Raw genomic sequence first — 24,355 nt, 5'->3', positions numbered from 1 at the left:
GTAGTTGATGGCTAGAAAGCCACGCCCAAGGTAAGACCCACGCGCAGACCAAAGCCGTCGAAGGCGCTGTTCACGTCGAAGTCATCCTCCTCGCCCGATTCTACATCCAGTGAGCCGGCGTTGTAGCCCAGACCCAGGAAGGGGTCCAGGGTGATACGCTTTTTGAAGGCCCACTGACGGCCTACGGCAATACCGCCGCCAAACGTGCTCAGGGTTGCTTTGTCTTCTTCCTTATTACCCGTGTTATCCTCGTAGGTGTTGGTGAGCGAGAAGCTCTGGTAGCGCAGGTACGGCCCTACGTAGAAGCCATCCAGGGCCTCGCCCGACAGGTAGAAACGATACTCCGGCGTCAGGCCAAAGCCCGAGAATTTGGTGTCGCCGGGCGAATAGGAAGTAAAGAAGAAGCCGAGCTGGGCCGACTGCGTGTCACTTACTTTGCGCTCGTAGAAGAACGAGCCAGTTTTGACGAGGGGGCTGAACAGATTGACTTTAATTGCATTGCTCTGAGCCGATGCCGCAGAGGCTGCGCCCAGCAACACGGCCAGGCTCAGTAGTACTTTCTTCATGGAAGACAAGGATACAGATAGGGGAGAAAAAAACTTTAAACCTTTTTGTCGGTACAACGTTATGCACAGTTTTTGTCTGTCCCAAGGCTTATCACATGAATATGTTACGGATACTAGCTAACTTTTTTCGGTTAGCAAGCTCAGTAGCAAGCTATAACAGGGGGAGGATAGTACAGCTACGGATTAGCTTACTTCGCCGCCGGTACCTCGGGCCGGAGCGTGCGGGCTAGCCACTCGAAAAACACGCGGTTCCAAAGCACGGAGTTCTGGGGCTTGCTGATCCAGTGACCTTCGTTAGGGAAATACAGGAAGCGGCTGGGAATACCGCGCAACTGCGCCGTACCAAAGGCTTCCATGCCTTGCCCCTCGGGCACCCGAAAGTCCTTACCGCCGTGGATGACTAATAGAGGCGTGTCCCAGTTTTTGGCAAACTGTTGCGGGTTAAAGTCCGTGTAGCTTTTGTGGAGGGGTGTTTCCCAAGGTGCGGCCCCAATGTCCTGCTTGGCGAAAAACATTTCTTCCGTGGAGGGGTACCAGCTGGTGAGGTTGTAGAGGCCGCAATGCGCAATAAAGGTCTTGAAGCGGCCTTCGTGCTTACCTGCCAGGAAATACACGGAGTAGCCCCCGTAGCTGGCACCCACGCAGCCCAGCCGCGCCTTATCCACGTAGGGCTCGGCACTCACGGCATCAATGGCGGAAAGGTAGTCGCGGATGGGCTGCCCGCCCCAGTCTCCGGAGATGCTGTTGTTCCACTCCGTGCCGAAGCCCGGCAAACCGCGGCGGTTGGGCGCCACCACAATGTAGCCATTGGCCGCCATCAGCTGGAAGTTCCAGCGGTAAGAGAAGCTTTGCGTGATAGGGCTCTGGGGGCCGCCCTGGCAGTACAGCAGCGTCGGATACTTTTTCGCGGGGTCGAAATCGGGTGGGTAGATGACGTAGACCTGCATTTGCTTGCCGTCGGTGGTTTTCACCCAGCGGGCTTCCGTTTTACCGGTTTTTACGCCCGCCAGCTCCTGCTCGTTGATGTGGGTAAGAGCCGTTTCGCGCCCGGTTTTGAGGTCGATGCGCACCAGGTCGGCGGGCTGGGCCTGAGTGGTTTTATTAGCAATGGCCACGGCGTTGCCGGCCAGCTCAAAGGCGTTGTAGTTCTGGGCGCCCTTGGTGAGCTGCTTTACCTTGCCGCCCTTGCTGGCCACGGCAAATAGCTGCTCGGTACCTTCCAGCACACTCACAAAGTACAGCGTTTTGCCGTCGGGGCTCCAGCGCACGTTGGCCGCCGACAGCTCCGAGCCCGCCGTAATATCCTCGTGCTTCTTGGTCTTGAAGTCGTAGATCCGAATGCCGTTGCGGTCGGCCTCGAAGCCCGGCGTTGCCATGCTCAGCCACGCCAGCCGGGAGCCATCCGGGGAGAAGACGGGTTCGGTGTCGTAGCCGCCTAGGCCCGCACTCAGATTCTGGGTTTGGCCTGTGCGGATATCGTAGAGGTAGATATCGGAATTGGTGCTTTCGGCCTCAGCCTTGCCCGTGAGTTTACGCGAGGTGTAGGCCAGGCGGTAACCGTCGGGGGAGAACGTGAGCTGCTCGGCTCCGCCCAGGGGTTGAAGGGGGGAGTCGAATTTCTCGCCGGCCATGACGTCCTTGCCGTAGCCGGTGGGTTTGCCGTCGTCTCCTACGGGCTGAAAGAATACGTGGGAGGCTTTCTGGTCATCCCATACGTTCCAGTGGCGGTAATTTAAGTCATCAATGAGCCTGGCGTCGGCCTTGGGCAGATCCGGGAACAGCTCCTGCACGGTCTGGCCAGTCTTCACGTCCTGGGTATACAGCATGAACTTGCCGGTGGGCGCGTACTTCAGGTTGCTGACGCTTTCTTCCCCAAACTGGCTGAGCAGCTGCTTGCCGGAGCCATCGGCGTTTATCACGTACAGCTGGTCGGTGCCGCTTTCCGCGGAAAGGAACGTGAGCTTGCCGTCAGGTCGCCAGTTGAGGGTGCTTTCTGAGGTAGGCGTGGCCGTCAGCTGCCGGGTGGCGCCCCCGGCTACGGGTACTACCCAGATATCAGTGTTGCCTTTGTTGTCGGCCAGGGAGTAGCGCGTCACGGTATACGCCACCGTTTTGTTGTCGGGCGAGACCTGCATTTCGCCCAGGCGGCCCAGCTTCCACAGGAGTTCGGGGGTGTAGCGCGTCGGTTGGGCTAAGCTGGCAACGGGCAGCAAGGACAGCGCCGTCAGGAAAAGCTTATTCATGATAGAGAACAGAATGGATGGGCCGGAAAGGTAGAAAAAGAATGCACGTGGCATAAGCAGTCCGGTTTTTGGCGGCGCAACATAGCCGGCCGGCACTTACCTTGCAGCCATGCCCGATTTCCGTTTGCGCGTTTTTCAGACCGTTGCCCGGTCGCTCAATTTTACCAAGGCTGCGCAGGAGTTGTACATCAGCCAGCCTGCCGTTACCAAGCACATTCGTGAGCTGGAGCGCAGCTACGGGCAGCGCCTGTTTGAGCGGCGGGCCGGGCGCGTTACCCTCACCGATGCTGGCCGCATCCTGTTGCGCCATGCCGATGAAGTAGAATCCCTCCACCAGCAGCTCACCGACCAGCTTTATGCCCTGCACGACGAAGCTGCCGGCCGGTTGCGGCTCGGGGCCAGTACTACGCTGGCTCAGTACGTGCTGCCGCCCATTCTGCCGGGCTTCCAGCGCCGCTACCCGCACGTGCAGCTAACCCTGCTGAACGGTAACTCCGAGCAGATTGCCGAGGCCCTGTTGCATGGCCACCTCGATTTGGCCTTCGTGGAGGGGCAAGCGCACACCCGCGACCTGCACTATGAGCTGTTGCTGGAAGACGAGCTACTACCTGTGCGCCGCGCTACGCCCGCCGGTCCGCCCACAAAACCTGTTGCCCTTACTGATCTGCTGACTCACCCGTTGGTGCTGCGGGAGCGGGGCTCGGGCACGCTAGAAGTGCTGGAGTTTGCCCTGCGCGAGCAAGGAATAAAGCTCACGGACTTTACCGTGGCTTTCTACCTGGACAACACCGAAGCCATCAAGTCCTACCTGGAAGCCGCCCCCGACTGCCTGGGGTTTGTATCGCAACGGGCGTTGAGCAAGGAGTTCCGGGCCGGCCTGCTGGAGGTAGTGCCTATTGCCGGAGTACGGCTCACCCGGCGGTTTGAGTCGGTATGGGTGCAGGGGCAGCCGCTGTCCACGCAAGCACAGCGTTTTCTCCGCTATGCTACTACCACGCTGACGGTACCGGTTGGAGAGGGGTAAGGATATAACTTCAGGTAATGGGTGATAATCATTTTTGATTATCGTGGAGTGATGGGTTGCCGTAGGTTTGTGGGAACAAACTCCCCTTGCTTATGCCGGCCAAAGCCCATCTATCTACCCGTCATCTGCTCTCGGCTATGCTTAGCCAGCTGCACGTTAGCATGCAGCGGCCGCTGTGGGAGGCGCGGGTTACGGTTACGGGGCAGCAAGTGGTGTTTGGCTTGGCCATAGGCGTCTGCCTTTCGCCCTGGGGCTCTCCACCACTGGCGTTGGCACTAGGACTTATGGTAGCCCTTCTGGTCGGAAACCCCTTCGCAGCCCAGAGCAAACGGTTTACAGCGCCGTTGCTGCAGTGGTCGGTTATCGGGCTGGGCTTTGGCCTCAATGCCCAACAGGCCCTGCAAGCCGGGCGCGAAGGCTTCGTCTTTTCCGCGGCATCCATCTTCGGCACCTTGCTGCTGGGGTGGCTGGTTGGCCGGTGGCTGGGCATCGACCGGCGCACGGCCCACCTCATTGCCAGCGGCACGGCTATCTGCGGGGGTAGCGCCATTGCCGCGGTAGGCCCCGTAATGCGGGCCGAAGAAGGGCAGATGTCGGTGGCGCTGGGCACGGTGTTTATGCTGAACGCGGTAGCGCTGTTTCTTTTCCCGGCTATTGGACACACCCTCGGCCTCAGCCAGCATCAGTTTGGCTTGTGGGCTGCCATTGCCATCCACGATACCAGTTCAGTAGTAGGCGCCGCCAGCCAGTACGGCGACGAGGCCCTGCGCATTGCCACTACCGTGAAGCTGGCCCGCGCCCTCTGGATAATCCCCGTGGCGCTGGGTACCGCCCTGCTGTTCAAAACGCCCGGCGCGCAGGTAAAGCTGCCTTGGTTTATTCTGGGCTTTGTCGGGGCCATGCTGCTTAATACCTACGTGCCGGCTTTGCAAGGGCTGGCGCCGGTGGCCGTGCTGGTTGCCAAGCTGGGCCTCACGCTCACGCTGTTCCTGATCGGGGCTGGCTTGTCGGCCGGGGTGCTGCGCTCCGTGGGGGTGCGGCCTTTGGTGCAAGGGGTATTGCTTTGGGTGGTCGTTTCCGGCGTTTCCCTCTGGGTGATTCTGCAGTCAGTGTAGCCGGTTATTGCCTTCGAGTAAAACACAAAGAAGGGCCCTACTAAAAGAAGTAGGGCCCTTCTGCATTTAATCAAGGGGGAGCGGGGGGCTTAGTTTTTCCGGCCCGACCCGCTCTTCTTGCCGCCGCCATCTTGCTTGTTGACGGTAGCCCAGGCGCGCTTTTCGGCTTCTTCTTCCGAGACGCCGCGCTTTTCGTAGCTTTCTTCAATGTGTTCGGCCTGCCGCTTCTGCTTGTCGGTGTACGCCGATTTATCTCCTTGTGGCATGTGCGTAGTGGTTACGTGAACAATAGTCCCCGCAGGGCTAGGGAACTGTACGCAGCGGCAGCAACGGTGTTATGGTGGAGGTAGCCGCGGTTGCGCCCAGGTGGTTATCTTCGCACCTCGTAGTTCAGATTCCAGCCCATGCGCCAGCTTGCCGATATTCCCCATCCCCACGCCAAAATCACGCTGTTCTCCTGGAATGGGAAATACCTGATTAAGCTGGAAAAAGGAGCCCTGGAGCAAACCTACAAGGTGAGCGAGCTGGACATAACCAGCGAAGCCGATGTGTATGCCCTGCTCGACGACGAATTTATCGAGGCCGCCGTCCAGCGGTTTGCCCTTATGCGCGAGGACTTGCAGGCCGCTTTCGACCGGCAAGGACTTTGATAGCACCCTGCGCAACTTGCCTTCTTCCGGTTTTTTTCCTTCGACTTGTTCTATGAAACACCTTGGTTTTTTGTGTTTGCTGCTCCTGAGCCTGAGCTGGAGCCGCTCCGCCACCGCGCAGCTGTATGAGGTGCGGCCTGGCACCGTCAAGTTTGAGAAAAAGGAGCGGGAAGCCGTGAAAGTGCAGGTAGACGGCACCGCGCAGTGGACGCGGGACTTCTGGCAGAGCTGGCTGAAGGATACCTACAACATCAAGCTGAAAGGCGGGGGCGTGCTGGGCGTGGGCAAAAAAGACGTGATGGAGGCCAAGCAAACCCAGGTGTCGAGCGTGTCGGGCAAGCTGCTGGACCTCTATTCCAACGTCACGTCCCCCACGGATTCGACCACTGAGCTGTCGGTGTGGGCGGCCCTGGGGCCGGATACGTTTCTCCACCCCGATAACACGGCCTCTGAGTATGCGGCCCTGCGCAACATGGTGCAGTCGTTTGCCACGGCGGCCCGCCTTAAAGCCTACAAGGAGCAGATTGAGCAAGCCGAAAAGCACCTCAAAGACAGTGAAAAGGAAAAAGAAGACCTGAATAAGGACATCAAAAACATGCAGGCCAACACCGCCAGCAACCTGGCCCGCATCGAAGCCCTGAAAAAGCAGAACGTTGAAAACACGCTGAAAGCCCGGCAGGACTCGGTGAAGCTCATCGAAAACGCCCGCCTGCTGGAAGTGCGCAAAGCCCAGCTGCAGCGCCGTAAAGACCGTCTTTCCGCCCTCGACCGTAAATAACCGCGCCCCGCTTTATGCCCCAGGACTCTTCGCCGCTCGATACCCTGCGCCAGCTCAAGGAATGGCTGGATGCGGGCACTATCACCCCCCAGGAATTCGACACGCTAAAGCGCAAGCTGCTGTTCAGCGAAGCGCAAACCACCCCCCCAGCGGCGGCACCGCATGAGGAGCACGTCGTGCCCGGCCCCATTGAAGACCCCGGCCTGCCCACTTACGTGGAAAGCCCGCCCACTCCAGTTCCACCCGTGGCTGAAGTGCCGCCCGTGCGCGCCACACCGGCCGAGTTTTTCACCCACCCCACGGAAATTGGCCGGCCCGACGAGTCGCCTTCCCGGCAGCCTGACTTCCTGGCCAGCCCTCCGCCTCCCGAACCAGCCGAAGTAGTGTACGAAGAACCCGCGCCCGCCCCGCGCAATCCACTCATGCTGATCTTGATTATCGGCGGCATCGTGGCGTTGCTGGGACTGATAGCCTATCTGGCCATTGGCAACCGGGACTCCGAGCGGCTGAGCAGCACCACCATGACGGCCGCTGATTCCCTGGCTGTACAGCCCGAAGAAGGTCCGCAGACCGAGCAGATCGTATTGGACCCTGCTGCCGCGCCGGAAACCGTGCGCGTAGCCCCAGTACTGCCTCCGGCTGCTCCCGTCGATTCAGCCGCCTCCGCACCTGCTCCCGCCGCTACTGAAACGACACCCGCCGCCGCTCCCGCCTCAGCCGACGACAACGCCGCTCGGAGTCAGGTGCAGAGTGCTCTAACGGCTTACTACGAAGACCTGAAAGCCGCCCCCTTCGACGCGGCTACCCACTTTGCCCCGCAGGTTGAGCGGTTCTACACCCAACAGAACACCACGCCCGCCGCTATCAACGAAGAGCTAGCAAAATCGCACTTCCCCGAATTCACGGAGGCCGAAACTACCATCGAGCCCGGTAGCCTGCAGGTAGGGCCCGTAACCGAGGATGGCTCCCGCATGATTACTTACCGCGAGAAAAGCCGGGCCTTCCGGCAGTCCAAGCAGCAGCACCAGCAAACCACGGCGCAGGTGCGCGTGCGCCTCGATAAGAACTTCAAGATTACTTACCTGCGTCAGGAGCGGCTGTTGGAAAATGTATTCAGTGAGTAAGAGGGGAGCGGGGCTGAGCTTACTGCTGGCAGCAGTGCTGGCTGGCTGCAGCATCAACGTTATACGGCCCAAGCAAACCTTCACGGCTACCGTGCCCGCCGCACCCGACTACAGCCGGCCCGGAAGCTGGGCCGCCCTGCCCACCATGCGCGACTCGGCCGATGCTCATCCGGCCCACACCGCTTTCCGCGACCAGCAGGCCACGGCCCCGGCCGACGTGTTTTTTCTGCACCTCACCACGCTTATCCAACCTAAAAGCTGGAACGGCGACCTGGCCGATAAGGTCCTCAATAAGTTTACCGACCAGTTCAGCATCCGCACCCAGGCTAGTGTGTTCAATGCGGCCGGCCGCATCTACGCGCCCCGGTATCGGCAGGCGGCCCTGTTCTCGTTTTTCGACAGTACGGCCAACGCCCGCAACGCCCAGGAGCTGGCGTACCAGGACGTAAAAAAAGCCTTTCAGTACTATCTGGCAAACTACAACCAGGGACGTCCCATCATCCTGGCGGGCCATAGCCAGGGCAGTTTCCACGCCCGGCGCCTGCTGAAAGAGTTTTTCGATAACGACCCCAAACTGCGCCGTCAGCTGGTAGCGGCTTACCTGGTGGGATTCTCTGTGAACCCCAAGGAATACCAGACCCTGCAGCCCTGCCCCGATTCGTTGGCTACTGGCTGCTACGTGAGCTGGAATGCCGCTTCCTGGGGCAAGGAGTACCCGCCCTACGTGGGTTCGGCCGTCGTCAACCCGCTTACCTGGACTACGGATACCGCTGCGGCCCCTGCTTCCCTCAACCGGGGCAGCGTGCCCTACGGCTTCGACCGCCTCGATACGGCCGCTGTAGATGCTAAAATCCACGATGGTATTCTGTGGGTACATCCGCCCAAGCCCGGCGGCTACGTGCGCTTTCTGCTCCCTGGCCACGCCGAGCTGCGCCACTCCTTCCACATCGTCGACTACGGCATGTTCTACCAGAGTGTGCGCCGCAATGCCGTAGCACGGGTGCAAGCGTGGGAGGGGAGGAAGTAACAAGGTTATTGCTCAGCTAAAAGCTTTTCTACTGTCTGGTTGAACATAGCTGGATACTTCTCCGGAGGATATTTGCGCTGGAACTGCCTATAGTCGTCCCAGAATCGTTCTTCATCGAACCGCTCAAAATCAAGTGCTGAAAACAACGCTAGGTTGTGTAGCCACAGGGCTACTTCATACACAAACTTCACGTGTTGACGGCGTTGCCTGATTTTCCAAGGATTCAGTGACAATCCTTGCGACGCGGTAGCCAGCTTGATGTCAGCCATTCCCCAGTACAGTAGCTCGCGAAATAAAATCTCGCGGCTTTCATCCATCCATTAAAAATAGAAAAAGCCCCGCCGGCACAATGCCAGCGGGGCTTTTCTTAGGAATAAACCAAAAGCTTAGGCACCAATAGCCACGCGCTTGAAGTCCGACACCGTCATGCCTTTCGACGTTTTGTCGAGCAGCTGAGCAATGGTTAGGGAGTTATCTTTCACGAACTCCTGGTTCAGCAAGGTATTTTCCTTGTAGAACTTGTTGAGCTTGCCTTGGGCAATTTTCTCCAGCATAGCCTCAGGCTTGCCTTCGGCTCGCGCCTGCTCTTTGCCGATTTCAATTTCGCGCTCCGTGATGGAAGCATCTACTCCATCTTTGTCAACGGCTACGGGCTTCATAGCTACGATCTGCATCGCCACGTCGCGGCCAACGGCGGCGGTGTCGGCACCACCTACGTTCTTCAGGCCTACGAGTACACCCTTCTTGCTATCGGAGTGAATGTAGGAAGCTACTTTCTCAGCCGTCAGGGTAGCATAGGTCAGGTCCAGCTTCTCGCCGATTTTGCCCATCAGGTCGGTGATGTGCTCCTGCAGGCTCAGGCCGTCATCTTGCTTAGCAGCCAGCAACTCTTCCTTGGTAGCGGCGTTGGTGCGCACAGCAGTGTCCAGAGCGCGCTGCACCAGGTTGCGGAAATCAGCCACTTTCGCAACCGACTCCGTTTCGCAGGCCAGAGCTACCAGCTTGCCGTTGGTGCCATCTTCGCTTACGCTCACGGCTACAAAGCCTTCTGACGTTTCGTTTTCGGCGCGCTTGTCAGCAATTTTCTGACCCTGCTTACGCAGAATGTCGCGAGCAGCTTCGAAGTCGCCATCGGCTTCGGTCAGGGCTTTTTTGCAATCCATCATGCCCGCGCCGGTCATCGTGCGGAGCTTGTTTACGTCTGCGGCGGTAATTGCTGCCATTGTATTGTTAGAACTTAGAGTTGAGAGCTTAGAACTTAAAGGAAAAAGCAAACAGGCTATTAAAAGCAAGAAGAAGCTAGAGGCAGAGTCTGAAAAGTGAATTAACTCCCCGAAACTCTAACCTCTAACTTCTCAGTTCTTGCTTCTACGAAAAGAGCTTATTCGTCGGCAGCCTGTTTTTCCTGGATGCCTTCTTCTTCGGCCTGCTTCTTGTCGGCATCTTCCTTGTCGACTTTCCGCTCCGACAGACCTTCTTCGATGGCCTTACCCATCACGCTCACGATGAGCTGGATAGACTTCGAGGCGTCGTCGTTGGCCGGAATAGGGAACTGTACTTGCTCGGGGTTCGAGTTCGTGTCGCAGATAGCAAACACCGGGATACCCAGCTTCTGGGCTTCTTTCACGGCAATGTGCTCACGCTTCACGTCTACCACGAACAGGGCAGCGGGCAGGCGGCTCAGGTCGGCAATGCCACCGAGTACGCGCTCCAGCTTCTCCCGCTCGCGGCTCATCATCAGCTTCTCGCGCTTGGCAAGGGCTGCATAGGCCGTGTTTTCCTTCACCATCTTGTCGATGGTGCTCATTTTCTTCAGCGACTTGCGTACGGTAGCGAAGTTGGTGAGCATGCCACCCAGCCAACGGTCCGTAACGAAAGGCATTTTCAGGCGCTTAGCCTCGTCCGAAACAATCTCCTGCGCCTGCTTCTTGGTGGCGACAAACATTACCTTCCGACCGCTCTTGGCGATGTTGCGGATAGCGTTGGCGGCCTGCTCGAGCGAAACGAGGGTTTTGTTCAGGTCAATGATGTGGATGCCGTTCTTCTCCATGAAGATGTACGGCGCCATTTTTGGGTCCCACTTACGCGTCAGGTGACCAAAGTGGGCACCGGCGTCCAGCAGTTCTTTATACGTGGTGGTCTGAGCCATGATAGGGGTTCCTCTGGAAGATTAGCGTTTCGAGAACTGGAACGAACGACGAGCCTTGCGCTTGCCGAATTTCTTGCGTTCCACCATGCGCGGGTCGCGGGTCAGGAAGCCTTCTTTCTTCAAAGCAGGACGAGCCTCTGCGTTGTCGCCTACGAGGGCTTTCGAGATGGCCAGACGGATGGCTTCGGCCTGGGCCGAGATGCCACCACCGCGCACGTTCACCTTGATGTCGTACTGGTTGAGCTGCTCAACCGTCGCCAAAGGCTGGTTCACGATGTTTTCCAGGAGTTCATTGCCAAAGTAGGCTTTCATTTCCCGGCCGTTGATAGTGATATTCCCTTGCCCGGCCTGCATGTAGATGCGGGCCACCGAGGTTTTTCTTCTACCAGAGGTGTTGGAGATTTCCATTAAGTGAAGAATTAAAGAGACGCCGAATTCGGCTTAGAGGTTAGTGAGTTCAACAGCCTGGGGCTGCTGGGCCTGGTGGGGGTGCTCAGCACCTTTGTACACGTACAGGTTGCGGAACTGGGCAGCGCCCAGCTTGTTACTCTGCAGCATGCCTTTCACGGCGTGCTCAATCACGCTGGCCGAGTTTTTGGCTTTCTTGTCGCGCAGGTTGATGCGCTTCTGTCCGCCGGGGTAGCCCGAGTGCGTGATGTAGATTTTGTCGGTCAACTTCTTGCCCGTAACGCGCAGCTTGTCGGCGTTAATAACAATGACGTTGTCGCCGCAATCCGAGTTGGGCGTGAAGGAAGGCTTGTGCTTGCCACGCAGCATGTTGGCAATCTGGCTAGCCAGACGGCCCAGCGGCGCAACACTGGCATCAACCACCACCCAGGCCTTATCGGCGTTGGCTTTGTTGACGGATACCGTCTTGAAGCTCAGATGATCCATTGGGAAGGAAGGTAAGCGTTTGGAAATGAGATAGAACCCGCCATGGGTTCGGGAAAAACGGACACAAAGTTACCGCCTTTCGCCTTAAATCCAAACCAATACCCACTATTTATGCCTGAAAGTGTTGCGGTTAGCTGCCGCGGTAGGAAAGCGCCCGGTGGCCGTAGTACTTTCGCTCCCGTAAATTCTGCTTTCTATGTTTTCTGATTCTGTGCGGGTAGCGGCCGAAAACCGGCGGCCTTTCTGGCTGCTGCTGGGGCTGTTGGTACTTTCCTTGGTTGTGGCGAGCCTCACCCAGGGTACCTACGACTCGGGTGATAGTATCAATCATTACCTCTACGCCCGCTATGCCTTTGAAACTCCGCACAACTTTCTGGACTCCTGGTCGAAGCCGCTGGTCGTGCAGCTGATGGCCGTGCCGGCGCAGCTGGGACTGCGCGGCGTGATGGCGCTGCAATGCCTGCTGGTGGCTGCCGCGGCGTGGCTGGCTTACCTAGCCGCCCGGCGGCTGGCGCTGCCCTGGCCCTGGCTGGCTATTCTCTTCTGCTACGCTTCTCCCGATTATTTCCGCATTCAGTTCTCCGGCCTTACGGAGCCCTTGTTCAGCACCATTCTGATGGCGGCCGTAGCGCTGGCTATTCTGGGCCGGGCCAGCTGGGGCGCCGTGGTGCTGTCCTTTCTACCGTTTGCGCGCTCTGAGGGCTACCTGCTGATTGGGGTGTATGGGCTGTATCTACTCTTGAGCCGGCAGTGGCGGGCCTTACCGTGGCTGGGGTTGGGGTTTGTGGTGTATGGCATTGCTGGCATCTTCGAGTACCACGATTTTTTCTGGGCCTTCACCCACAATGCGTATCCGCTGCGCAACCCCAACTACGGCAGCGGCACACCCTGGCATTTCATTATCAGCCTGCCAAATACCGTAGGTTGGGTACTCTACGTCCTCTTCTGGCTGGGGGGCCTACGCATGATCTGGGAGTGGATGCAGCCACGCCTGCGGCAGCGGGAGGGGTTCCTGGCCGAACTGCTGCTGGTATACGGCAGCATCGTCGTCTTTATTGGGGCGCACACGCTATTCTGGGCGCTGGGAATCTTTGCTTCCTTTGGGCTTACGCGGGTGCTGTGCGGAGTAGTGCCGCTGATTGCCCTGGTTGCCCTGCGCGGTCTGCTGCTGGTAAGCCAGCTAAGCCAGAGCGAAGTGGTCCGCCGCCGCATCCGGGTGGGCGTAGCTGTGGCCGTGGTAGGATTTCTGTTTTGCGGAGCCCGCGCCGCGTTTCGGTGGCAGCGCGACTTTGCCCGCGCCTCCGACCAGATCTTGGCCGATGAGGCTGTGCGCTGGGCTTCCAAGCAGCCACCAGCTCCCCACTACGCCTCAGCGCATCCTTACTTTGTCATTCCGCTAAATATCAACCCTTTCGGAGCTAAGCATAGCTACATTCAAGCCATCCGGGACCATCAGCCGCTGCCGGCGGGCACCCTCATCTTTTGGGATGAATGGTACGCAGTGGTAGAAATGGGTGTCCCGCTGGACTCGCTACGCGGCAACCCGGCCTACCAGCAACTCTGGTACGGTTCCATGCCGCGGGTTCGCCACAAGCCCAGTACAGACTCGGTGCGGATGGCTGTTTTCCGCAAGCTTTAAGGTTGCTTGCCTTAGCTGTACTGGCGCAGGTTATCCACCAGCACCCGGAAATCCTTGGGGTAGGGGGCTTCAATGGTAATGGTTTCCCCATGGAGCCGCGCAAAGGTGAGGTTGGCGGCGTGCAGGGCGAAGCGCTTAATGAAGGGTTGCTCTTCCTCGCCCTGCTTCACGTTAAAATTTTTCTTCAAGGACGACAGATAAAAATCGTCGCCGCCGTACATGCCGTCACCCACAATGGGGGCCTGCAGATAGGCCAGGTGCAGCCGGATCTGGTGCATGCGGCCCGTAATAGGCTGGCACTCCAGCAGCGTGTGCCGGGCAAAGGCTTCCAGGGTGCGCACCAGCGTTACAGCGGGCTTGCCTTTGTAGGCCAGCCGCGCTTTGCCTTTGGTGGTCGTTTCGATGCTGCGCTCTACGCGTAGGCCGTCGTAGTCGTGCACGCCCCAGGCTACGGCGTGGTATACTTTCTTCACCTCGCGGTTTTCAAACTGCATGGCGAGGTGGCGGTAGGCCTCCGGGTTTTTGGCCAGGGCCAGAGCTCCGCTGGTTTCCTTATCCAGCCGGTGGCAGGCCTGGATGTCGTCGTACTGCTCGCGGGCCAGGCGCAGGATGTTGGGCGCGCCGCCAAACCGCTCATCGAGGGTGGCTAGAAAAGGAGGTTTGTTGATGACGACGTAATCTTCGTCTTCGAACAGAATCAGGTCGGAGAAAGTAGGTAGCTTCATACAGGAAGTACAAAGGTACGGCAACCGGCCTAAAGCATTACCCTGGAAGGGGCACCGCGGCTGCTGGCGCCTCAACTGCTACATCTTGTTTGGGTTTGGGCAGCTTGAACTCGAGGGTAGTGCCCTGCCCGCTTTCGCTGCGCACCTTAATGGTGGACTTATGGGCTTCCACGATGTGCTTGCTGATGGCCAGCCCCAGGCCGGAACCACCCGAGTCGCGCGAGCGGCTTTTATCGATGCGGTAGAAGCGTTCAAAAATGCGGCTCTGGTGCTCTTTCGCAATGCCGCTGCCGTCGTCGTGCACCTCAATCCGGACATTCTTAGGTGCCTGGTGCAGGGTAACTGTCACGTGGCCATCTTCGCGCCCATACTTAATAGCGTTATCAATCAAATTAATAAGTACCTGCCGGATGCGGTTGCGGTCGGCCAGCACCCACATACCGTTAGCGGGTAGCGTAGCGGGCTCTAAATGGAGATGCACGCGGCGCTGCTTGGCCTTCAATTCTAGTTGCTCAAATATGTCCTGAATGAGTTGGGCCACGTCGAAGCGCTGCCGCCGCATGCGCACCACGCCCTTTTCCAGCTGCGAAATCGTGACCAGGTCCTGAACCAGGGCATCCAGGGCATCGAGGCTGTCGGCAGCTTTGCGCAGGAACTTCCGGCGGGTCAGCTCGTCCATCTCATCGTCGTCGAGGATGGTGTGTACAAAGCCCTGGGCGGCGAAAATAGGCGTTTTGAGCTCGTGTGACACATCGGCCAAAAACTCGCGACGCAATACCTGCAGGCGTTTAAGCTCGTCAATTTCCTCCTGCTTACGCACGGCCATGTCCAGGATTTCGTCGCGGATGCGCTTGAGCGGCTCCGGCCGGAACAGGAACTTGTTGGACAAGCGTCGGAATTCCTTGCGCTTCACGTGCTCCAGCCCGGCGTAGATGTTGTTGACTTCCCGAAAAATCAGCGCCTCAAACGACAGATACACCAGCAGAAAGCAAGCAGCCACCGTGATGCCTGCGCCCAGACAGGCCTCGCGAAATGACAAAGTAGGTCCAATCCAGGCAAAGGTGGTCAATACACTGGCTACCAGTAGGGCCAGCAGGATGGCAATGGCGCGGGAAGACAAGGTAAAACGCATAGGGCAGCGAAGAGAAGCGGGCAAGCGAAAATGGCTGGCTGCTCCGCCAGAATCTGACAGCCCAACCAGCCATTTTCGCTTTTGCAGGCAGCAAATTAATTAGTCCACGTTGAACTTATAGCCCACGCCTTTGATGGTTTGAATGTGGTGCTCACCTACTTTCTCACGCACTTTCCGCACGTGCACATCCACAGTTCGGGCCAGCACAAATACGTCATTACCCCAGATGTTTTGTAGTAGCTCGTCGCGGCCAAATACCTTGTAGGGCGTGGCTGCCAGGAAGGCAAGCAACTCAAATTCCTTTTTAGGCAAGGAAATCTTACGTCCTTCCTGATACACGGCAAAGCCAGTCCGGTCAATGGTCAGGCCATTTATTTCGATGGTCTCGGATTGCTGCTGCTGCGGGTCTTTGTCGCGGCGCACAAAGGCGGCAAGTCGGCTGAGCAAAGCCCGGGGCTTAATGGGCTTGGCAATAAAATCGTCGGCGCCAGCTTCGAATGCCGCTACCTCAGAAAACTCCTCGGCCCGAGCGGTCAGGAAAATGATGTACGTGTCCTTGAACTTGGGTAGCTCCCGCAGCTGACGGCAGGCTGCAATGCCATCCAGGTGGGGCATCATCACGTCCAGCAGAATAATGTCGGGGTTGAACTGCGGCGCTACTTCCAGGGCCTTGCGGCCGTCCGGGGCGCTGGCTACCTCGTAGCCTTCTTTGCGAAGGTTGTATTCCAAGAGCTCTACGATATCTGCATCGTCATCAACAACCAGAATCCGGTAGGCATTGGTAGGGGCAGCAGCTTGCACAGGGTGGGCAGTTTTAAGTAAAACAGAATACGCAAAGACAAAAGTACCGAAGCCAAGCCCGTGGCCTGTGTTACCTTTTCGTTACCTGACGCTGACGAGTACAAAAAAAGCGGCTCCTTGTTCAGGAGCCGCTATGGCGTTAGTTCTTGGCAACGAGGCTTAGCTTGTTTTTCAGCCCCTGGTATTTGTACATATCCACCTTCACGGCACCTACAAACAGCTCGGCCTGCATGAGAACCGGAATCTTATTCCGGTCATCGGAAAGGTATACGGTTACGGCATTCTCGCCGCTGAATAGCTTATTCTTGGGCATTTTGGGCACCAGCTTAATGGCCCGAATGCTACCTGCCTTGGTGGATACCGTTTCGCGGCCCCGGTAAGTCACGTCCATGTCAAAAACCTCATCGTCGAAAAAGCCTTTAACGCGGATGACTTCGCCTATGCGGCGCTGGTCGTAGTTGATGGTGCGCAGAAAGTAAAAGCCGCTGACCAGGTCCTGGATGTTGTCGGGCACTTTGTAAGTGCCGTGCTTGGGTTCCCGGTCTCTTTTGCGCGACTCTACAATGGCCATATCCCGCTCGTGGTCGAAATCCACGGTTTCTTTTTTGCGGTAGTTGCCTTCCTCAATGTTGCGGAAAAACTTCTGCGGCAGAATGCTGGTCGTATCAATGTAGGACCGCCATGTGTCGCGGATGCGCAGGAAAAAGTCGAACGAGCCCGTGGTACGGCCTGTGACGGTAGCCTTATAGCAAGGCCGCTCGTTTACGCGGTGTAAATCGTCAGATAGCTCAATGGTCGCTTCAGCGGCATTCACGAGGCCATAATGAACCTTATAGTACATCGTCTCGCCCTTGGCGAAGCTGGTATTGGCTATAGCGCGGGGGGTAGCCTGCGGCCGGGCACTAAGCAAGGCAAAGGCAAGCAGGGCAACGAAGGGAGTAAAGTAAAACCAGCGGCGGTGCATAAGGAAAACGTGTTGGCAATGGCTGGCGCTATTCAAATGCAGTGCCAGCAAAATAGATGGGACCAGCCGAGGCGGAATTAACCGCTCCAACCATCGAACGAAAAACCAGTTGTGGGGTTTGACTTTCCTCTTTGGGCCATCAGGTACGAAATTGCATTAAGGGTAGATGGTGGCTTGTTCCAAATTACGCAATCTGCGGCTCAAAAGCCAATAATAAAAAAACCTCGTCGGCTTAGCCAACGAGGTTTTTACTTAGCGCATAGCCGCTAAAGGTTATGCTTCGTCATCGTCTTCGTCCACGGTGCGGTCTTCGGGAATGGCTGCCAACGCAGCTTCCGGTTCGCCTTTCACCATAGCGCGAATCTGAGCTTCAATTTTATCGGCCAGCTCCGGGTTGTCGAGCAGAATGGTTTTCACGCCTTCACGGCCCTGCCCCAGACGGTTGCCCTCGTAAGAGAACCAGGAGCCCGACTTGGCGATGATGCCCATATCTACGCCCAGGTCCAGGATTTCTCCTACTTTGGAAATGCCCTGGCCGTACAGAATATCAAACTCAATAACCTTGAAAGGTGGGGCTACCTTGTTCTTCACCACTTTCACTTTAGTGCGGTTGCCGGTTACGTTGTCCTTGTCTTCCTTGATCTGGCCAATCCGACGAATGTCGAGACGAACCGAAGCGTAGAATTTCAGGGCGTTACCACCGGTCGTGGTTTCGGGCGAGCCGAACATAACGCCGATTTTTTCGCGCAGCTGGTTGATGAAAATGCAGCAGCAGCCGGTTTTGTTGATGGTACCGGTAAGCTTCCGCAGGGCCTGGCTCATCAAGCGGGCGTGTAGGCCCACTTTCGAGTCGCCCATGTCGCCTTCCAGTTCGCCTTTTGGCACCAGCGCGGCTACGGAGTCAATAACAATAATATCGATGGCACCCGAGGAAATCAGCTGGTCGGCAATTTCCAGGGCCTGCTCGCCATTATCGGGCTGGGAGATGAGGAGGTTTTCGGTGTCGATGCCGAGCTTCTGGGCGTAAGCCGGGTCAAAAGCGTGTTCGGCGTCGATGAAGGCTGCGATGCCGCCCTTTTTCTGGGCTTCGGCAATGCAGTGCATCGTAAGAGTGGTTTTACCCGAAGATTCGGGGCCATAGATTTCCACGACGCGGCCTTTGGGCAGGCCACCCACGCCGAGGGCAATATCGAGGCCAAGCGAGCCAGTGCTGATGACTTCGACGTCCATCACTTTATTGTCGCTCAGCTTCATAACCGTGCCTTTGCCGTAGGCTTTGTCCAGCTTGTCCATCGTAAGCTGGAGGGCTTTCAGCTTTTCAGCCTGCGGGTTCTGGGCGACGGCTTTGTCAGTAGTTGCAGCCATTGGGAATGGGTTAAAGGGAAATGCTTAGGTTTGGTGAATGTAGGCGTTTTGGGCCGGTCCTGCAACCGCTAAGCGGGTTTTAAGCCGAGGCTAGCAGGGGCGTTTCGGGCCGGCTATTGGTAACGTCAGCGGACTATATTTTGTGCCCGCAATGCTAAAAAAATTCGTTGAGTCTGGGGTAATTTTTCAATGCTAAAATTTTTGGTAAAGTTAGCAGCTGACTGTCAGCAACAAGGCTGGCTGGGGCGCCTGAGCTTCGTGCTGGCATCATTGTTTTTTTTGTCTCTGCCCGCCGCTGCTCAGCTGGATAACCGTGCCTTTCAATACCGCTTACCCCTGGGCGCGGCCTACGAACGACAGGTGCGGCTGGACGTGCAAGGGTTTTTATTTAACAAGGACAACGAGTATTTCAACAAGATTGATCCGGGCCTGACATATTTCGGTGCCCAACTGGCCCCGCGCTTTGTGTACTTCCCTACGGCTAATCTGCGCCTGGAAGCGGGAATATTTCTGTGGAAGGACTATGGCACACCCCGGTTCAAGCAAGTACGACCACTCTTTACGCTTAAGTACCGGCAGGGTCCGCATACGCTTCTCTTCGGCAACCTGGAAGGACACCTGCACCACGGCTATATTGAGCCCCTGTTCGACTTTGAGCGCGTTATCACCAACCGGCTGGAAGAAGGCCTGCAGTACCAGCTGCAGACCCCGCGCAGCAGCGTGGACGCTTGGGTGAACTGGCAGCGCCAGCAGTACCGGTTCAGCAATTTTCAGGAAGAAGTGGCCGGTGGGCTTTCTACGGAACATCGAGTGGCGGGCGACTCTGCTGGCTGGCTGGTGAAGCTGCCGTTCCAGTTTACGGCTACCCACCGGGGAGGGCAGATTGATACCATTGATAAACCCCTGCAGACGCTATTCAACGTAGCCTCCGGCTTGCGAGTCCGTCGCGCCCTGGCATCTGATTTTGTTTCCGCGGTGCATTTCGATGGGTACCTAACGTATTTCAACGACTACTCCTTTACCGAAGAATTGCCTTTCCGTGACGGCACGGGCCTGTATCTGAATGCCGGCGTTGATACCCGGCTCAACAATGTGCAGCTGGCGTACTGGCACGGCCGCGGCTACGTGTCGCCCTTGGGCGGGCGGCTGTACCAGTCCGTGTCGTCGTCGCCGGTGGATGTGAGCTATACCGAGCGGGAGCGGCAGCTGCTCATTCTCCGTTTTCTCAAGGATTATCAACTGCCCGGGCACCTCACGCTTACCACGCGCTTCGAGCCGCTCTACGACCTGAACAACGGCCTGTTCGACTTTTCCTTCGCCCTGTACCTGAACTTCAACCAAAGCTTCCTGCTCACCACGCTCAAACATGCCGCTGATTAAAGGGCTGCTTGCCGGTCTTCCCGCTTCAGGGTGAAGTAAAGAATTTCCTCCGGGTGCAAGGCGCGTAGAGGCCACGGCCGGGGGCGGGCGGGAAGCTGTTTGAAGCCGGCGGCTTGCGCTACGGCGCAGCTGCGTGGGTTGTCGGCGCGGCACCGGATAAGCAGGCGTGCTACTTCCTCGCTCAGGCTAAACCCAAACTGCACGGCCGCTTGCAGGGCTTCGCGGGCATAGCCGTTTCCTTCGGCTTCGGCCGCCAGGTAGTAGCCTATTTCCAGCGTAACGGGCGCCGACCAATTAGGCTTCAGGCTGATGTCGCCTAGGTAGCGCCCGGCGGCTTGCTCCCAAATACCTAATACGTACAGCCGGCGGGTGCGCCAGTCGTGGCCGAAGGTTTCCAGCACACGTTCGGCATCGGCCAGGGTGCGCACCGCCGCCACCCGGGCCGGGAAAGCCGGCTGGAGGCGCTGATGATCAGCTTCCAATACCGCAAAGAAAACTGGGGCATCGGCCAGATGGTAGGGGCGCAGCAGCAGGCGTGCCGTATGCAGCGGAACTACGGGCGAAACCGACCTGAAATGCAACTGGCTAGACATATCCTTCCTGGAATTCGGAAACTACAGTACCGCGGTAGCCCAGCCAAAGTTTTGCACTCAGCCGAAAGAAACCACTACCCGCCTCAACCGTTAGCAAGGAGTGGACGGCGCTTGACGCAGCTCAGCGCCCACTTTCACGCAGCCACACTGGCTGCCAACCCTACTGATATGACAACTGGAAGACTGCAAGGCAAAGTAGCTATTGTAACGGGAGCTGGCTCGGGCATTGGCGAGGCCATTGCCAAACGATTCGCCCGCGAAGGAGCCGCCGTGGTAGTAGCCGGCTTGGCCGAAGACCCCATACGCGACGTAGTAGAGGAAATTCTGCAGGCTGGCGGAACCGCCACGGCCTTCACCGGCGATGTTTCGCATCAGGCTACGGCTGAAGCCTGCGTGCAGGAAGCGGTGCGCCGCTACGGCAAGCTGGATATCCTAGTCAACAACGCTGGCGTGTTTCCGGCCACGGCGGAGCTGGACCAGTACCCGGTGGAGGCCTTTGAGTACATGGTGAAGAACAACATCTACACCGTGTTTATGATGAGCCGAGCGGCGCTGCCGGAGCTGCAGAAAACGCGGGGCAACATTATCTCAGCCGGTTCTGAGGCAGGGCAGATGGGTTCCCCCATGATTACCCCATACGGGGGCACCAAGGCTTGGGTCATGACGTTCTCCCGCGGGCTGGCGGTAGAGCAAGCCAAGCATGGCGTGCGCGTAAACTGCGTGGGCCCCGGCCCAATTGATACGGCTTGGACGCACAAGGAAACCGGCCCCATGGACAGCAAAATGGAGAAAAATACGGTGAACGGCGTGCCCCTGGGCCGACGCGGCACGCCCGAGGAAGTTGCCAACGTGTACCTGTTCCTGGCTTCCGACGAGGCAAGCTACGTAACCGGCGCCACGTATTTTGTGGATGGGGGTGTAACATCCTCCAAGAGCCTGCCTGGCGAAGAAGTGCCCAGCGCCTTAAAAAAGGAGCCGGAATCGACGCTGAATGTGCAGCACGCCAAAGACGGGCACACCGATATTCGTCCCCAGAATGCAGGAACCATGGTTACCCGTTAGGCAGCCACCCGCTCCACCATATACTAGTTAGCATACAAAAGGCCACCCCTGCCGGGGTGGCCTTTTGTATTTGTCTGGCAGCAAATCGGCCGGTGCTATTTCTGGAACTTGGCTACACCAACTCCTGAACGATTCTGGGCCGGGCTGCCCAGTGAGCTTTGCGTCCGCATCACGTTTACCTGCCGCGCGGCTTCGTTGAAAAACTCCAGGCGGCGAATCAGCATTTCCTTGGTGAGTACGCGGCCTTCCGGGGTACGCATCATGGCCTTTTTATCTTCCAGCAGGCGGCGCATAATGGCCTCCGTAGCCGATTCTTGTTGCTGGTACTGCTGCTGAAACTCCGCTACCCGGGCCAGGCCATCGGTGCTGAGCCGGAACTGACCGCCGCCCTGGTTGAGCACTTCGCAAAGCACGTAGATTTCCAGCGGTAGCGAAACTTCTAGTGCCGTAGTGCGCAGGTCCAGGCCCGCTTGCAGCGCATCCAGAATGATGTCGAGGTTGCGCTGAAACTGCGCGTAGTAAGCAGAAGCTTCCATAAGGAGAGTTGATGGGAGAATAGTTGGGCCGAGGTAAGACGCGTCGACACAAGATGAGCGCAAAGCTACAGCAGCTCCTGCACGATTTGCTCCACGGTGATGCCCTCGGCTTCGGCCTTAAAGTTACGAACCAACCGGTGCCGGAGAATAGGCAGGGCCACGGCCCGCACATCCTCAATATCGGGCGAGTACTTGCCATTGAGCAGGGCATTGCATTTGGCGCCCACAATGAGGTGCTGCGAGGCGCGCGGCCCAGCGCCCCATTCCAGTAGCTGCGAGGCTCGGCCCCCCGCCCGCGCCGTACCCGGACGCGTTTTATGAACCAAGCCCACGGCGTACTCCACCACATTGTCGGCGACGGGCACGCGGCGTACCAGCTGCTGATAGGCCTGGATTTCGGAGGCGTGCAGAATTTTGCTTACGGTAGCTTTTCTATCGGACGTCGTGTTCTTCACAATTTGCAGCTCCGCCTCATAGCTGGGGTAGCCCAGCTCGATGTTGAACATGAAGCGGTCCAGCTGGGCTTCCGGCAGCGGGTAGGTGCCTTCCTGCTCGATGGGGTTTTGCGTCGCCAGCACGAAGAAAGGCCGCTCCAGCGGATAGCGCTGCCCCGCCACCGTAACGGCGTATTCCTGCATGCTTTCCAATAGGGCTGCCTGGGTTTTGGGCGGCGTCCGATTGATTTCGTCGGCTAGCACGATGTTGGCAAAAACCGGCCCTTTTACAAAGTGAAAGTCCCGTTGCTGGTTCATCGTTTCCGAGCCCACAATGTCGGAGGGCATCAAATCCGGGGTAAACTGGATTCGGTTGAAGGAGAGGTCCAGTGAGTCGGCAATGGTTTGGATGAGCAGGGTTTTAGCCAAGCCCGGCACACCTACCAGCAGGCAGTGGCCCTGCGAAAACACCGCCGTGAGCACCAGCCGCACCACATCATCCTGCCCGATAATGACCTTGCCGATTTCCTGGCGAAGCGTGCGGTAGGAGTCGGCCAGGGCGTCGGCGGCTTCTTTATCGGAGGCAAAAGTGCGCATGCAAATAGAGTTAAGGATGAGGTGCCGGTAAGATGGCCTTCAAGGACGCAGAACGTCGGGCATTAGTTGTCCGCCATGCGCCTGCACAGCTCCCAACTAACGCCCGACGAACGAAGAATGCTAGTTTACGGCGTCCAGCAGTTTGCAGCCGGTATACTCCGGGTCTACTTCAATGAATACGGAGCCCCGGTTTCTAAGAAACCAGTCGTCCAGCGCCTTGTTTTTCTTTTCGTTGAGGGCGGCCTGGGCAATTTTCTGGTAGTCGTCCTTGAGGTTGGCCTGGTGAGGCGGCGTGTTGGACTTCAGCCAGATGATGCGCACGGCGTCCTTGCCGTCGTCGGTGCGATAGGGCAGGGGCGGCGTAATGCTGCCCACCTTCATGGTGTCGATGGTAAAGAAGATAGCCGGGTCGAGCTTATCCAGGGGCAGGAAGGAGCCACCATCCTGGCGGTTCTGAAGCAGGCCGCCGCTGGCTCCCGTGAATTTATCATCGGAGAAGTCCTTGGCTGCCTTGGCAAAGGAAATACTGTCGCCCAGGATGCGGTTGCGCAGCTTGGCCAGCTCCTGACCAGCTTCGCTTACGTCGGCCGTGGCAGCGGCGGGCTTGAGGAGAATATGGCGGGTAGAGTAACTGTCGCCTTTGCGCTCGATGAGCTGAATAACGTGAAAGCCGAACTGCGACTCGACCACCGGCGAAATGCCGCCGGGCTCCAGCCGCAACGCCGCAGCTTCGTACTCGGGCACCAGCTCTTTCCGCTTAAAGAAGCCCAAGTAGCCTCCTTCCTTGGCTGAGCCGGGGTCTTCGGAATACTGCTTGGCCAGGGTGGCGAAGTCCTCGCCGCCCACAATGCGCGCCCGAATATCGTTCAGCTTGGCCATGGTTTCCTGCTTGGCCTTGGAGTTGGTTTTGGCCAGCTTCACAATCTGCCCAATTTCTACTTCCGTGGAGTAGTAGGGGAGAGAATCCTTGGGCATGCGGCCAAAGAACTGGCGTACCTCCCGGGGCGTCACCGTCACCTTACCCGAAATTTCGTCCTGCATTTTCTGCGTGATGAGCTGCTCCCGTACCTGAGTGCGCAGCTCTTCCTTTAGTTGCCGGACGGGCTTGTTGTAGTATTCTTCCAGCTTTTTCTCGGAGCCAATCTGCTGGATGAAGTAGTTCATGCGGCGGTCAAGCTCGTCGCGGACGCGGCTGTCTTCTACCACTACCGAGTCGGTTTCGGCCTTGGCCAGCAGGAGCTTATTGAGCACTATGCCTTGCAGAATCTGGCATTTCAGGTCGGGCGGCAGGGCTTTGCCCTCGGCCCGGGCCTGTTCCTGCAGGTAGGCAAACTCCACGTCGGAGCGCAGCACTATCTGGTTGTCTACCTTCACAATGATGCCATCCACAATCTGGCGGGCTACCGGACGGCCTACGCCCAACTGGGCAAACGTGCTGCCAGCTGCACCCGCTACCAGCCCGGCGGCCAACAGTGCCACGCGAGCCGTGGTACGCAAAAAATCAGTCATGAGAATCAACTAAAGAAAAGCCGAGGACGGCAAACAGCCGGGGCCGGC

26 protein-coding genes are annotated in these 24,355 nt (G+C 57.9%); 9 read left to right on the top strand and 17 right to left on the bottom strand.

Annotated features, from left to right (window positions below; genetic code table 11):
- Nucleotides 1-11 precede the first annotated feature (11 nt).
- Together HER32_RS07420 and HER32_RS07415 are read right to left on the bottom strand one after the other, a co-directional pair.
- Nucleotides 12-566 (bottom strand): DUF3575 domain-containing protein, encoded by a 555-nt coding sequence (locus HER32_RS07420; RefSeq protein ID WP_149070954.1) that lies wholly within the window; start codon nt 564-566, stop codon nt 12-14.
- Nucleotides 567-754: 188 nt separating this feature from the next.
- Nucleotides 755-2,809, bottom strand: coding sequence for a prolyl oligopeptidase family serine peptidase (locus HER32_RS07415; protein ID WP_232066422.1), 2,055 nt, complete (start codon nt 2,807-2,809; stop codon nt 755-757).
- 109 nt (nt 2,810-2,918) lie between these two features.
- On the opposite strand from HER32_RS07415, the gene HER32_RS07410 reads away from it, so the two are divergent.
- Together HER32_RS07410 and HER32_RS07405 are read left to right on the top strand one after the other, a co-directional pair.
- Nucleotides 2,919-3,833, top strand: a complete 915-nt coding sequence (locus tag HER32_RS07410; RefSeq protein ID WP_168681433.1) for a LysR substrate-binding domain-containing protein — start codon at nt 2,919-2,921, stop codon at nt 3,831-3,833.
- Between the two features lie 92 nt (nt 3,834-3,925).
- Nucleotides 3,926-4,948, top strand: coding sequence for a YeiH family protein (locus HER32_RS07405; protein ID WP_232066421.1), 1,023 nt, complete (start codon nt 3,926-3,928; stop codon nt 4,946-4,948).
- 89 nt (nt 4,949-5,037) lie between these two features.
- Here the strand turns inward: HER32_RS07405 and HER32_RS07400 are convergent, their stop codons facing one another.
- Complete coding sequence (locus tag HER32_RS07400) at nt 5,038-5,214, bottom strand: hypothetical protein (RefSeq protein ID WP_168681432.1); 177 nt, start codon at nt 5,212-5,214, stop codon at nt 5,038-5,040.
- A gap of 138 nt (nt 5,215-5,352) precedes the next feature.
- On the opposite strand from HER32_RS07400, the gene HER32_RS07395 reads away from it, so the two are divergent.
- The 4 genes from HER32_RS07395 to HER32_RS07380 are packed head-to-tail and all read left to right on the top strand — an operon-like array spanning nt 5,353 to nt 8,527.
- On the top strand, nt 5,353-5,598 hold the full coding sequence (locus HER32_RS07395; protein ID WP_168681431.1) for a hypothetical protein: 246 nt from the start codon (nt 5,353-5,355) through the stop codon (nt 5,596-5,598).
- A gap of 52 nt (nt 5,599-5,650) precedes the next feature.
- Nucleotides 5,651-6,376 (top strand): hypothetical protein, encoded by a 726-nt coding sequence (locus HER32_RS07390; RefSeq protein ID WP_168681430.1) that lies wholly within the window; start codon nt 5,651-5,653, stop codon nt 6,374-6,376.
- A 14-nt stretch (nt 6,377-6,390) separates the two neighbouring features.
- A complete protein-coding gene (locus HER32_RS07385) occupies nt 6,391-7,500 on the top strand; it encodes an SHOCT domain-containing protein (protein ID WP_168681429.1) in 1,110 nt (369 codons plus the stop codon).
- On the top strand, nt 7,493-8,527 hold the full coding sequence (locus HER32_RS07380) for a DUF3089 domain-containing protein (RefSeq protein WP_168681428.1): 1,035 nt from the start codon (nt 7,493-7,495) through the stop codon (nt 8,525-8,527). The genes HER32_RS07385 and HER32_RS07380 overlap by 8 nt, the downstream gene beginning before the upstream one ends.
- A 5-nt stretch (nt 8,528-8,532) precedes the next feature.
- On the opposite strand, the gene HER32_RS07375 is transcribed toward HER32_RS07380, so the two are convergent.
- The 5 genes from HER32_RS07375 to rplM all read right to left on the bottom strand — a co-directional run bounded on the left by HER32_RS07375 (nt 8,533) and on the right by rplM (nt 11,570).
- Nucleotides 8,533-8,796 (bottom strand): hypothetical protein, encoded by a 264-nt coding sequence (locus HER32_RS07375; protein ID WP_168681427.1) that lies wholly within the window; start codon nt 8,794-8,796, stop codon nt 8,533-8,535.
- Nucleotides 8,797-8,913: 117 nt separating this feature from the next.
- Nucleotides 8,914-9,750: a translation elongation factor Ts gene (gene tsf / locus HER32_RS07370; protein WP_168681426.1), complete on the bottom strand. Its 837-nt coding sequence runs from the start codon at nt 9,748-9,750 to the stop codon at nt 8,914-8,916.
- Between the two features lie 158 nt (nt 9,751-9,908).
- Nucleotides 9,909-10,676: a 30S ribosomal protein S2 gene (gene rpsB / locus HER32_RS07365; protein WP_149070944.1), complete on the bottom strand. Its 768-nt coding sequence runs from the start codon at nt 10,674-10,676 to the stop codon at nt 9,909-9,911.
- Nucleotides 10,677-10,697: 21 nt separating this feature from the next.
- Complete coding sequence (rpsI, locus tag HER32_RS07360) at nt 10,698-11,084, bottom strand: 30S ribosomal protein S9 (RefSeq protein ID WP_149070943.1); 387 nt, start codon at nt 11,082-11,084, stop codon at nt 10,698-10,700.
- Nucleotides 11,085-11,117: 33 nt separating this feature from the next.
- Nucleotides 11,118-11,570, bottom strand: coding sequence for a 50S ribosomal protein L13 (gene rplM, locus HER32_RS07355; protein ID WP_168681425.1), 453 nt, complete (start codon nt 11,568-11,570; stop codon nt 11,118-11,120).
- Between the two features lie 196 nt (nt 11,571-11,766).
- Between rplM and HER32_RS07350 the strand changes: the two genes are divergently transcribed.
- Nucleotides 11,767-13,209 carry a hypothetical protein gene (locus HER32_RS07350; protein WP_168681424.1) on the top strand — a complete coding sequence of 481 codons (1,443 nt, stop codon included), beginning with the start codon at nt 11,767-11,769 and terminating at the stop codon, nt 13,207-13,209.
- 11 nt (nt 13,210-13,220) lie between these two features.
- Here HER32_RS07350 and HER32_RS07345 read toward each other — a convergent pair whose 3' ends face one another.
- The 5 genes from HER32_RS07345 to recA form a co-directional block, all read right to left on the bottom strand.
- Entirely contained in the window at nt 13,221-13,934 is a 714-nt protein-coding gene (locus tag HER32_RS07345; RefSeq protein WP_168681423.1) for an RluA family pseudouridine synthase, read from the bottom strand.
- Between the two features lie 37 nt (nt 13,935-13,971).
- Nucleotides 13,972-15,066 (bottom strand): sensor histidine kinase, encoded by a 1,095-nt coding sequence (locus HER32_RS07340; protein ID WP_168681422.1) that lies wholly within the window; start codon nt 15,064-15,066, stop codon nt 13,972-13,974.
- Between the two features lie 99 nt (nt 15,067-15,165).
- Nucleotides 15,166-15,867 carry a response regulator transcription factor gene (locus tag HER32_RS07335; protein ID WP_168681421.1) on the bottom strand — a complete coding sequence of 234 codons (702 nt, stop codon included), beginning with the start codon at nt 15,865-15,867 and terminating at the stop codon, nt 15,166-15,168.
- Nucleotides 15,868-16,006: 139 nt separating this feature from the next.
- Nucleotides 16,007-16,831, bottom strand: coding sequence for a DUF3108 domain-containing protein (locus HER32_RS07330; RefSeq protein ID WP_149070937.1), 825 nt, complete (start codon nt 16,829-16,831; stop codon nt 16,007-16,009).
- A gap of 273 nt (nt 16,832-17,104) precedes the next feature.
- On the bottom strand, nt 17,105-18,196 hold the full coding sequence (recA, locus tag HER32_RS07325) for a recombinase RecA (protein ID WP_149070936.1): 1,092 nt from the start codon (nt 18,194-18,196) through the stop codon (nt 17,105-17,107).
- 279 nt (nt 18,197-18,475) lie between these two features.
- Here recA and HER32_RS07320 point away from each other — a divergent pair, with 279 nt between their 5' ends.
- Nucleotides 18,476-19,576, top strand: a complete 1,101-nt coding sequence (locus HER32_RS07320; RefSeq protein WP_168681420.1) for a hypothetical protein — start codon at nt 18,476-18,478, stop codon at nt 19,574-19,576.
- On the opposite strand, the gene HER32_RS07315 is transcribed toward HER32_RS07320, so the two are convergent.
- Nucleotides 19,573-20,169, bottom strand: a complete 597-nt coding sequence (locus HER32_RS07315; RefSeq protein ID WP_149070934.1) for a GNAT family N-acetyltransferase — start codon at nt 20,167-20,169, stop codon at nt 19,573-19,575. The two genes, HER32_RS07320 and HER32_RS07315, sit on opposite strands and share 4 nt — an antisense overlap.
- Nucleotides 20,170-20,337: 168 nt before the next feature.
- Between HER32_RS07315 and HER32_RS07310 the strand changes: the two genes are divergently transcribed.
- Nucleotides 20,338-21,231, top strand: a complete 894-nt coding sequence (locus tag HER32_RS07310) for an SDR family NAD(P)-dependent oxidoreductase (RefSeq protein WP_168681419.1) — start codon at nt 20,338-20,340, stop codon at nt 21,229-21,231.
- Nucleotides 21,232-21,326: 95 nt separating this feature from the next.
- Here the strand turns inward: HER32_RS07310 and HER32_RS07305 are convergent, their stop codons facing one another.
- The 3 genes from HER32_RS07305 to HER32_RS07295 form a co-directional block, all read right to left on the bottom strand.
- Entirely contained in the window at nt 21,327-21,767 is a 441-nt protein-coding gene (locus HER32_RS07305) for a hypothetical protein (RefSeq protein WP_149070932.1), read from the bottom strand.
- 65 nt (nt 21,768-21,832) lie between these two features.
- On the bottom strand, nt 21,833-22,798 hold the full coding sequence (locus HER32_RS07300) for an AAA family ATPase (protein WP_149070931.1): 966 nt from the start codon (nt 22,796-22,798) through the stop codon (nt 21,833-21,835).
- A 120-nt stretch (nt 22,799-22,918) separates the two neighbouring features.
- Nucleotides 22,919-24,307: a peptidylprolyl isomerase gene (locus tag HER32_RS07295; RefSeq protein WP_149070930.1), complete on the bottom strand. Its 1,389-nt coding sequence runs from the start codon at nt 24,305-24,307 to the stop codon at nt 22,919-22,921.
- Nucleotides 24,308-24,355: the final 48 nt, after the last annotated feature.

Origin of the sequence: Hymenobacter sp. BT18 (assembly GCF_012273015.1) — a bacterium.
Taxonomy (GTDB): domain Bacteria; phylum Bacteroidota; class Bacteroidia; order Cytophagales; family Hymenobacteraceae; genus Hymenobacter; species Hymenobacter lutimineralis.
Note: the sequence above shows the minus strand (reverse complement) of the source record. Positions and strands in the feature narration are given on the sequence as shown.